Origin of the sequence: Leeia speluncae, from assembly GCF_020564625.1 — a bacterium.
GTDB classification, from domain to species: domain Bacteria; phylum Pseudomonadota; class Gammaproteobacteria; order Burkholderiales; family Leeiaceae; genus Leeia; species Leeia speluncae.
Genome location: NZ_JAJBZT010000009.1, coordinates 121,866 through 130,880, shown reverse-complemented (window position 1 = coordinate 130,880; position 9,015 = coordinate 121,866). Strand labels below are relative to the sequence as shown.

Below are 9,015 nucleotides of genomic sequence, written 5' to 3'. Positions count from 1 at the left end.
CCATGCTTGATATTTGCCCTAAATGGCGATTTCTTCGCCAAATTCTGGCCTGATGTTCTTCTACACTCCTCAATATTCTCTTCTAAGAACGTTACATCTTTCTTTGGTTGAGTAATCTACTGACGCATTGACTGTTTACGTAAATTAAGAACTCTTATTCTTGTCATTAGTACCACTTTTTTCCAAGCCTCTTGCGGATAGTGTCCGAGGTATTGGCATTGTTTGGATATTAATTCCGGTCTGACTTTAACCTAATGCTTATCTTTTTGTGAATGTGCATAATTAGCGGGTTTTGCTTGTTTGTATTGTTAGGTGGCGCAATATTTTGCACTATGATAGACTTTGTTCTGCATTGTAATTTTAAATTCCGCCATGCGAAATAAAGGTAGAGGCTAATGATCCCTTCAGATATCTCAGCAGTCATTTCATCAAATGCAATCAGAGAAGTTGAGTGTATTTTCCCTGATATAAATGGCATTCCAAGGGGCAAGGCCTTACCTGCGCATAGTTTCGTTGCTGGGCAACAATTACGATGTGCTCGAGCAATTCCTATTCAGTGCATAACTGGCGAATATCCAGATTATGAATACTACGGTGAACATGATCCAGATGTCACACTAATTCCTGATTACAACACGTTTAGACTAGTGCCATGGGCGTCGAAGGGACGTGCATTGGTGATTATGGATTGTGAAGATAAGCCCGGTGAGTTAACACCATTGGCTCCACGCACAGTACTTAAGAAGGTGTTAAATAAATACGAACAGCTTGGGCTTACTCCTGTTGTTGCTCCAGAGTTAGAGTTTTATGTGCTAGCACCTAATCCGGATCCCTCTCAGCCATTGCAGACACCAATTGATCGGTTGGGGCGTAGAGAGATTGGTGAGTCATCCTTTAGCTTTACAGCACTGAATTCTTTCTCTGCATTCTGGGACGAACTCTTATCAACTATCGAAATGTTAGGTATCAATGGAGATACCTTTGTGCATGAGATGGGGCCAGGACAATTTGAAATTAATCTTAAGCATGGTAATGCACTAGAACTGGCTGATCAAACCTTTTTGTTTAAGTACGCAATGCGTGAAGTTGGTGCAAAACATGGCCTATTAGTCGTGTGTATGGCAAAGCCAATGTCTGGTGTGGCCGGTAGCTCTATGCATATTCATCAAAGTTTGATTAAGCAAAATGGTGAGAATGTCTTTTCACTTGCTAATGGTGAGCCTAGTCCGATCTTTCATTATTTTATTGCAGGTCAACAAACCTATTTACCACATTTAATGCCTTATCTCGCACCGAATGTGAACTCTTATCGCCGATTTGTGAAGGGGTCTGCTGCTCCTATTAACTTGTCTTGGGGAATAGATAATCGCTCGGTTGGTTTACGTGTGCCGCATGCGCCTCCGCAAGCTAGACGAGTTGAAAATAGACTGCCTGGTTGTGATGCGAATCCATATTTATCCTTAGCAGCTAGTTTAGCTAGTGGGTTATTAGGCATAGAGGAGCAATTAAAGCCTAGCGATCCGGTGACAGGTAATGTTTACGGAGAATCCGTTAGTTTGCCATCTACATTAGATCAAGCGTTGCAGATCATGCGTTCTAGTAATACTTCAACAAAATGTTTTGGTGAAGAATTTACGCGGGCATATATTGCGTCTAAAGAAGTCGAGTTAACTAACTATTACCAAGAGATTTCAAGTTGGGAGCGTCGTTACCTCGCTGGTCAGGTGTAAGCGCATCTTAAATTTAGCAACAATTTGGCAATGACATTGTAATCTTTCGTGTAAACCTGTTAGGATAACTGACCTAACCGACTGACGAGGTCATGAGTGTGACCTCGTCAACTTGATGCACTTGGATTAACTATTATGAACATTGTCATTATCCCCGGGTACTTAAATTCAGATGAGTCTCATTGGCAGAGTGCTTGGGAAAGTGAACTTCATGCAGTGAGGGTGTTGCAAGAAAGTTGGGCATACCCTGAAAAGTCTGCTTGGGTTGCTGGGTTGGATCATGCGCTAAATTCGCTTGAAGGACCGACTGTGTTAGTTGCCCATAGCCTAGGTTGCCCAACGGTTGCTTATTGGGCCCAAGAAGCAGCAAAAGGAAACTTGTCTAAGGTGGTAGGTGCTTTGTTAGTGGCCCCTCCAGATACGCTCAAAGAAGGATTTCCAGCCGACATTAAGGGGTACTCAAATATCCCGAATAAGCCACTTCCATTTCGTTCTATCGTCGTTGCAAGCACAGATGATCCCTATTGCGAGTTTTCTAGGGCAATTAAATTTGCGCATGATTGGCAGGCAGATTTTCATTCTGTTGGATCTTGCGGCCATATTAACTCGGGTAGCCAACTTGGCAATTGGCCACAAGGGCAGGCTTGGTTAAGGCAGCTAATGAGCTAATTGCAATCAACCTGATCGTTTATTCAGCTACAGTTCCATCTGTGTAATACCACTGGCCATTCACTTTTTGGAAATTGCTAACTTCATGAAGTTTGTAGGCTTTTCCATTTACTTTATATGTTGCTACAAACTCGACAATCCCTGCATCAGTCGTCGCACTTGAACGGATTATTTTCAAGTTTATCCATTTGAGCGTCTCTTCTTGCTGCTCAAGTAATGGCGGTGTTGGTCGATTATTTTCTGCCCAAGTATTTAGTAAGTATGCTTCTTCCTGAAGTGCATATGCTGTGTAACGTGACCGCATTAGTGCTTCTGGTGTGGGGGGATTAGCTTCTTCTCTAATAAATGGTAAACAGCATTTTGCTGAGAGTAATTTACTGCCACACTGACAGAGACTGTCTTTTTTTTTCATTTTGTACTCCTGAATTCGATATCAATTATAACAAGAGTCTGCTGATACACATTCAGGAATGATTCAGCAACTGCGTTGCATACTACATTCACTGATTAAACAGGAGTACATCATGAAACGCATTCTTTTAGGTCTTTCTATTCTTCTTGCGGCTGGCTCAGTTGGTGCTCGTGAAATTTCTAATAGCACTTGGATTGGTGGCGCCATCGGTGCGGGCGTAGGCGCTGTGATTGGACATGATATTGGTGATCGAGACGGTGCTATTTTAGGTGCTGCGATTGGCGGTGCTGCAGGTGCTGCAATTGGATCAAATTCAGGGCGCAAAACTTATCGTGAACCGGAGCGCCGAATTGTGTATGTTGAGCCGGCGCGTCGTGAACCAAGATACTATGTTGAAGAACGTTATATTGTTGTGCCAAAACATGATCATGGGCGTCATCGTGGTTGGTATAAAAACGATTACAGATATCGTCAATATCGTGACTAATTAACCTGTAATGAATTTGTAAAGCATTGAAAATTAAAGATATTCTTATTGATTGCTAACGTGCTTCCTTGCAATATGTAAGTTCAAAAATTGTGTGGAGTGTGATGATGAATCGATTATTACGATCTTTAGTATTAATTGGAGGCTTTGCAATAGGCGGTGCAACTATGGCTGGTGAAATGCCCGCCTCTCAGCCAATGCCAGAAGGGGGGCATGGTGAACACCATATGCCACCGCCGGAAGCTTTTGCGGCCTGCGAAAACAAAGCCAAATCTACCGCATGTGTTGTTCAAACACCGAGGGGAGAGATGAAAGGGCGTTGCGGAGGTCCGGAAGGCAAAAAGTTGGCGTGCATGCCAGATATGCCTCCTAAAGGTGGAAAGGGAGAACAACCTCCTCCACCTCCTAAGCCTGAGTAATAAAAAAGGTCTGCTATTTTTGCAGACCTTTTTTCATGTAAAGAAGCTTTACTGTATTACAGGCTGGCACCAGGTTTTGTGGTTTTTCCATCGTTTTGATGGGCTGCGGTGTCTTCTGCAACGTGGCGTCTGACGAAATTGAAAATGTAAATACCCATAATCAGCACAAAACCAATAGTAAATAAGCTGAGTAAGCCAATGTCAGTCGTGAATAATTCTTTGAATAGTTCTTGCATGATTTTCTCCCGCAACTATTTGATTGATAAGCCAATTTTTGTATACCTATATATCAATCCTTTTATGGTTTTGATACTTTGATTTTTGTCAATAGTTGCTGCCGAGTCAGACGTACTCTTTGAATTTTGATCAAAAAATACAGATTCGCCGCTGGTTTTGTGGTGAACGTACGCAATACCAGAAACTCTGCTTGCATCGGTCCTACTAGTCAGAGGACAATCTAGGGGTTTATCCATTTCAGGTTTTTATCGTATGACTCAGCCCAAGCGAATGCAGTTTTTTGGCAACCTTCCCATTGAGGCAATCTTATTGTATTGCCGCCCGGGGTTTGAAGCTGAGTGTGCAACAGAAGCAGTAACCGCTCTAGGAGCGGATGAAGATATTACGGTTGTATATGAAGAGTTATCTGGCTATGCGCGTGTATTGATTCCTGGTCACTTGCGCGAGGCTGCGCGTAGTATTCGATTTTCGAGTTTAATTTTCACTCGTCAACTTGTTTTTGAATTTATGTCTTTGACGGATTTACCTGAGAAGGATCGCCTAACTCCAGTTTTGGACGCTTTGCGTCAATTCAATTCGTTTACTGAGCTGTGGCTTGAAACACCCGATACAAATGATGCGAAAGCATTATCTGGGTTTTGTAAACGCTTTGGCGCACGTCTTTATGATGCGATGTTTGAGGAAGGCTTAATTCAAGAAGATCGTGATGGACAACGACTTGTACTGTTTTGGCCAGACATGAAAACAGTTCACTTTGGTGTGGCCCAACAAGGAAACCGAAGTGAATGGGAGCTAGGTATTCCTCGATTAAGAATGCCTTTTGGTGCACCAAGTCGCTCTACTTTAAAGCTAGCTGAAGCAATTCATATTTTCATGTCTGATGCTGATGCTAATCAGCGTTTCAGAGAGGGGATGCGGGCGGTTGATATCGGGGCCGCGCCTGGCGGATGGACTTTTCAGTTAGTTAGCCGTGGTTTGAAGGTGTTTGCAATTGATAATGGCCCTATGAAAGGGTCTATGCAAGGCCACCCGCAAGTGAAGCATTTAAGACAAGACGGTTTTAAATTTAGACCTGATAAACCGGTAGATTGGTTGGTCTGCGATATGGTTGAACAACCTGTTCGTGTGGCAAATCTAATTGTTGATTGGCTTGAAATGGGTTTGGCGAGAGAGTCTATCTTTAACTTGAAGTTGCCGATGAAAAAGCGTTTGGAAGAGATTGAACGTTGTTTTGGCATTATTCAAGGACGATTAGAAGAGGCTGGTATTCAGTACACCCTTCAAGCGAAGCAGTTGTATCACGACAGAGAGGAAATTACGGTGTATGTTCGTAAGCTTCCTAGTGAGCGAGAACATCAAGTAAAACGATCTGGAAGCAAAGGGAAGCCTGTGAAAAGCGGGGCGAAGCCTGCTAGGCGCCCCTCTAAGTAAACGATAGTAGAAATTAGGCTTTTTTCTTCAGCATGCACATGAAGAAACCATCAAACTGTTCGTTTGGTAAAATTCTGATTGCATGCTGAAGTGCTGCTGGTAGTGCTTTTCCTTTCCAACTAGTTAATCCATTCTGAATGACTTCTTTTGGAAAGCTTTCTGGCAGCTGAATGGGCAGTACTTCCACCTCTTCAGCAAAGTCTTTTATTAGGTGTGCGACAGAGACTTCATTTTCCTCTGGGGAAAACGCGCACGTGCAGTAAAGTAGTATCCCATCTTTCTTTAATGCGTAAAATGCAGACAATAGCAATCTGCGTTGTTTGTGTGACGTTTCTTTCACTTTTGCTGGTGACCAGTGGCTCATTGAGTCTGCCTCGTTCAGGTCAAAGCGAGCCTCCGAAGAGCAGGGGGCGTCTAATAATATCCTATCAAACATTTCAGGACATTTTTTTCCGACACTTCGCCCATCGGTCATGTAGGTTTTGGCAATGGTAACCCCTTGCTGATCTAGGTTCGCTTTGAGCCGAAAGAAACGATCTCTAACTGGTTCTACCGCAGATAATCGCCCCGTATTATTCATTAGTGCAGCGATTAGGGTTGTTTTTCCTCCTGGTGCCGCAGCTAAATCTAGTACAGTTTCTTCTGCTTCCGGTGCTAATGCAATGGGGGCTAATTGGCTTGATAGATTCTGAATATAAATTTCACCTGCATGAAACTCATTGGTTTCGGTTAATGCTCTCTTTTGATGTGCCGGGATAATCAATGCTGCTTTGTACCAATCAACCTCGGTAATGTCGAAGCCTTTATTGAGTAGAGATGTTTTTACGGCTTGGACATCGGCTTTTATCGTGTTGATTCGAAAGGCGATGTTTTTTTCTAGAGTGAAACTTTCTAATACGTTGCCCAATCTGTCAGAGGGAATAATCTCTGCAATTTTTTCGGCGAAGGCGGTTGGTAAGCTGTGGATTGACATAGAGATACCAGTTAGAAGACACAAAGCTTTGCAATCTTCTAGTTTACCAATTAATTGCGTATTGACATAATGTCATTGTCTTTTTGTTATTTAACCAGCGGGAGGTTCAATGTTTAAAGAGTTTAAAGAGTTTGCAATGAAAGGCAATGTGGTTGACCTAGCTGTTGGTGTCATCATTGGCGCAGCATTTGGTACGATTGTAAAATCGTTGGTGGATGACGTGATTATGCCGCCAATTGGTCTGTTGTTAGGTAATGTCGATTTTTCAAACTTATTCTTTGTTCTAAAAGAAGGTGTGAAGTCTGTTGGCCCTTATACAACGTTAAAAGAAGCGACAGAAGCCGGAGCTGTCGTTTTGAAATATGGCGTCTTTGTGAATGCTGTGGTTAACTTCTTGATCGTGGCCTTTTCTGTGTTCATGGTCATTAAGCAATTGAACCGATTTAAAAAGGCGGAAGTGGCAGAGCCTGCGGCCCCTGCTGGACCTTCTGAAGAAGTGTTGTTGCTTCGTGAAATTAGAGACTCACTAAAAAAATAGTCGACGGCTGTTGTTTAATTACCTCAGGCTCATTGGTGTTTGAAGGTTGAGGTAATTAAACATTTGATTTTAAATAAAAAGTAAAGTATTATTTGAGGATGCTTTGATTGCAAAGCAAATGTTACTAGATTTGTTTAAACGAAAGTATCTAGTAACAAGCATCGAACCCTGACTATTTTCCGTCACATCTCTTGTGGCGTGTCTATTAAGTGTTGACCTTGTGTCACACCATCTAGTTAGCGTCGATGTCGTGCGCTAGCAGATTTACCTGCCGAAATGTTCGTAAAGCGAGTGTTCTGACACTTATTGTCAGCATTGCTTGTATTTTGTCCATTTTCATCTTCGAAAATGAAGATGCCCTGCTTGCGTTTTTTCACTTCAAGCTTAGGAATACATATCAAATGACGGATCAATTGGATACCGCCGGTTCTACCGTTTTATTCTCTGATTTTAATCTACACGCACGTCTTTTGCGTGCTTTGTCTGAAGCTGGCTATGAAGAGCCAACTCCAATTCAAGCAGCTGCACTACCAGTGTTAATTAATGGTGCAGATGTAATGGCATCTGCTTCTACTGGTACAGGTAAGACTGCTGCTTTCTTACTGCCAATTTTACAGAAAATCAATGAAGAGCCTCGCAAACAAGGTTACTTCGGTCCACGTGCTTTGGTTTTGGTGCCAACGCGTGAACTAGCTGCGCAAGTTGCTGATGCAGCTACTCAATATGGCAAGTTTATTCCACGTTTCAATGTTGTAACGATTGTTGGTGGTATGCCATACCCAGTGCAGAACCGTCTGCTTTCTCGTCCAGTTGAAGTGTTGATTGCAACACCAGGACGGTTGTTAGATCACCTTTCACGTGGTCGTCTAGATTTGTCTGGCATGGAATTCTTTGTGCTTGATGAAGCTGACCGTATGCTAGATATGGGCTTTATTGATGATGTTGAGGCGATTGCTGCTGCGACGCCTGCTGATCGTCAAACGGCTCTGTTCTCTGCAACCTTGGACGGTGCTGTAGGTACCTTAGCTGGTAAATTACTGAATAAACCAGAGCGTATTCAAATTGCTCCTGCGCAAGCCAAGCAAGGCAAAATTGATCAGCGCTTGCACTACGCTGATGATTTAAGCCATAAAGGTAAATTGTTGGCTCACTTGCTAGATGATGCATCTATGCAGCAAGCGATTATCTTTACGGCAACTAAACTAGACGCAGATGATTTGGCTGATCACTTGATCGAGCAAGGTATGTCGGCTGCTGCATTGCACGGTGATATGCCTCAGCGTGAACGTAACCGTACGTTGGCTCGTTTGAAAAATGGTCATGTACGTGTGTTGGTGGCGACTGACGTTGCTGCTCGTGGTATTGACGTGGATGGTATTACCCACGTCATTAACTATGACCTACCAAAAAATGCAGAAGACTATGTTCACCGTATTGGCCGTACTGGTCGTGCTGGCCGCAGTGGTACCGCTGTCTCTTTGGTATCTCCACGTGAACGTGGTTTGCTAAGCCGCATTGAGCGTTTCATTGGTAACCGTATTGCAGCTGCTATTGTTCCTGGTCTAGAGCCAACAGTGAAACCACAGCGTTCTGCTGGCCCACGTGGCAATGGCTCTCGTGGTAACGGCCCACGTGGTAATGGTCCTCGTGGTGGAAATGGTGGCCGTCATGCTGGTGGTCAAGGTCAGGGCGATCGTCGTCAGGGCGGATGGTCTCGTGACCGTTCTACCGGACAAGTTCAACAGCCTGCTTTGTTTAGCCATACCCAACGTCAACAACAAGATGGTTTCGGTGGTGGTCGCCCAAGTGGTGATCGTCCACATCGCGGTGACCGTGAGCAACGTCAGTTTGATCGTGAACCACGTCAATTTGATGGTGCAGCGCCACGCCGTTTTAACGAAGGTGGTGGTTTTGATCGTGAACGCGGTCAAAGCAATGGAAATGGTGGCGATTTTAATCGTCCAGCACGTAAGCCACGTCAAGCTGGTGAGCGTAACTTCCGCGAAGATGGAGGTAACCGTCGTCGTGAAGGTGGCTTCAACCAAGCTGCTGCTGGTGGTCGTCGTCGCTTCGAAGACTAAGCTAATACGCTTAGCTAAACAAAAACAGCACCTTTTAG

The 9,015-nt window shown here is 43.7% G+C and carries 10 protein-coding genes; 7 read left to right on the top strand and 3 right to left on the bottom strand.

Annotation, left to right across the window (positions count from 1 at the left end; all coding sequences use genetic code 11):
- Window positions 1–395 precede the first annotated feature (395 nt).
- Window positions 396–1,730 carry a glutamine synthetase family protein gene (locus LIN78_RS14950; RefSeq protein WP_227181660.1) on the top strand — a complete coding sequence of 445 codons (1,335 nt, stop codon included), beginning with the start codon at window positions 396–398 and terminating at the stop codon, window positions 1,728–1,730.
- Window positions 1,731–1,865: 135 nt separating this feature from the next.
- A complete protein-coding gene (locus tag LIN78_RS14945; RefSeq protein WP_227181659.1) occupies window positions 1,866–2,399 on the top strand; it encodes an RBBP9/YdeN family alpha/beta hydrolase in 534 nt (177 codons plus the stop codon).
- 19 nt (window positions 2,400–2,418) lie between these two features.
- Here LIN78_RS14945 and LIN78_RS14940 read toward each other — a convergent pair whose 3' ends face one another.
- Window positions 2,419–2,811 carry a YchJ family protein gene (locus LIN78_RS14940; protein WP_227181658.1) on the bottom strand — a complete coding sequence of 131 codons (393 nt, stop codon included), beginning with the start codon at window positions 2,809–2,811 and terminating at the stop codon, window positions 2,419–2,421.
- Between the two features lie 112 nt (window positions 2,812–2,923).
- On the opposite strand from LIN78_RS14940, the gene LIN78_RS14935 reads away from it, so the two are divergent.
- Both LIN78_RS14935 and LIN78_RS14930 read left to right on the top strand, forming a co-directional pair.
- Entirely contained in the window at window positions 2,924–3,298 is a 375-nt protein-coding gene (locus LIN78_RS14935) for a YMGG-like glycine zipper-containing protein (RefSeq protein WP_227181657.1), read from the top strand.
- A 107-nt stretch (window positions 3,299–3,405) separates the two neighbouring features.
- On the top strand, window positions 3,406–3,717 hold the full coding sequence (locus LIN78_RS14930) for a hypothetical protein (RefSeq protein WP_227181656.1): 312 nt from the start codon (window positions 3,406–3,408) through the stop codon (window positions 3,715–3,717).
- Window positions 3,718–3,773: 56 nt separating this feature from the next.
- Here LIN78_RS14930 and LIN78_RS14925 read toward each other — a convergent pair whose 3' ends face one another.
- Entirely contained in the window at window positions 3,774–3,953 is a 180-nt protein-coding gene (locus LIN78_RS14925; protein ID WP_227181655.1) for a DUF3149 domain-containing protein, read from the bottom strand.
- Between the two features lie 253 nt (window positions 3,954–4,206).
- Here LIN78_RS14925 and rlmM point away from each other — a divergent pair, with 253 nt between their 5' ends.
- A complete protein-coding gene (gene rlmM, locus LIN78_RS14920) occupies window positions 4,207–5,385 on the top strand; it encodes a 23S rRNA (cytidine(2498)-2'-O)-methyltransferase RlmM (protein ID WP_227181654.1) in 1,179 nt (392 codons plus the stop codon).
- A gap of 13 nt (window positions 5,386–5,398) precedes the next feature.
- On the opposite strand, the gene LIN78_RS14915 is transcribed toward rlmM, so the two are convergent.
- Window positions 5,399–6,358: an RsmB/NOP family class I SAM-dependent RNA methyltransferase gene (locus LIN78_RS14915; protein WP_227181653.1), complete on the bottom strand. Its 960-nt coding sequence runs from the start codon at window positions 6,356–6,358 to the stop codon at window positions 5,399–5,401.
- A gap of 109 nt (window positions 6,359–6,467) precedes the next feature.
- Between LIN78_RS14915 and mscL the strand changes: the two genes are divergently transcribed.
- Window positions 6,468–6,896, top strand: a complete 429-nt coding sequence (gene mscL, locus LIN78_RS14910) for a large conductance mechanosensitive channel protein MscL (protein ID WP_227181652.1) — start codon at window positions 6,468–6,470, stop codon at window positions 6,894–6,896.
- A gap of 401 nt (window positions 6,897–7,297) precedes the next feature.
- Window positions 7,298–8,977, top strand: a complete 1,680-nt coding sequence (locus LIN78_RS14905) for a DEAD/DEAH box helicase (protein WP_227181651.1) — start codon at window positions 7,298–7,300, stop codon at window positions 8,975–8,977.
- The last annotated feature ends 38 nt before the right edge of the window (window positions 8,978–9,015 follow it).

Excerpts from the sequence above, each read along its gene's own strand:
- LIN78_RS14950 (WP_227181660.1), top strand. The coding sequence starts at position 396 with ATGATCCCTTCAGATATCTCAGCAGTCATTTCATCAAATGCAATCAGA.
- LIN78_RS14945 (WP_227181659.1), top strand. The coding sequence starts at position 1,866 with ATGAACATTGTCATTATCCCCGGGTACTTAAATTCAGATGAGTCTCAT.
- LIN78_RS14940 (WP_227181658.1), bottom strand. The coding sequence starts at position 2,811 with ATGAAAAAAAAAGACAGTCTCTGTCAGTGTGGCAGTAAATTACTCTCA.
- LIN78_RS14935 (WP_227181657.1), top strand. The coding sequence starts at position 2,924 with ATGAAACGCATTCTTTTAGGTCTTTCTATTCTTCTTGCGGCTGGCTCA.
- LIN78_RS14930 (WP_227181656.1), top strand. The coding sequence starts at position 3,406 with ATGAATCGATTATTACGATCTTTAGTATTAATTGGAGGCTTTGCAATA.
- LIN78_RS14925 (WP_227181655.1), bottom strand. The coding sequence starts at position 3,953 with ATGCAAGAACTATTCAAAGAATTATTCACGACTGACATTGGCTTACTC.
- rlmM (WP_227181654.1), top strand. The coding sequence starts at position 4,207 with ATGACTCAGCCCAAGCGAATGCAGTTTTTTGGCAACCTTCCCATTGAG.
- LIN78_RS14915 (WP_227181653.1), bottom strand. The coding sequence starts at position 6,358 with ATGTCAATCCACAGCTTACCAACCGCCTTCGCCGAAAAAATTGCAGAG.
- mscL (WP_227181652.1), top strand. The coding sequence starts at position 6,468 with ATGTTTAAAGAGTTTAAAGAGTTTGCAATGAAAGGCAATGTGGTTGAC.
- LIN78_RS14905 (WP_227181651.1), top strand. The coding sequence starts at position 7,298 with ATGACGGATCAATTGGATACCGCCGGTTCTACCGTTTTATTCTCTGAT.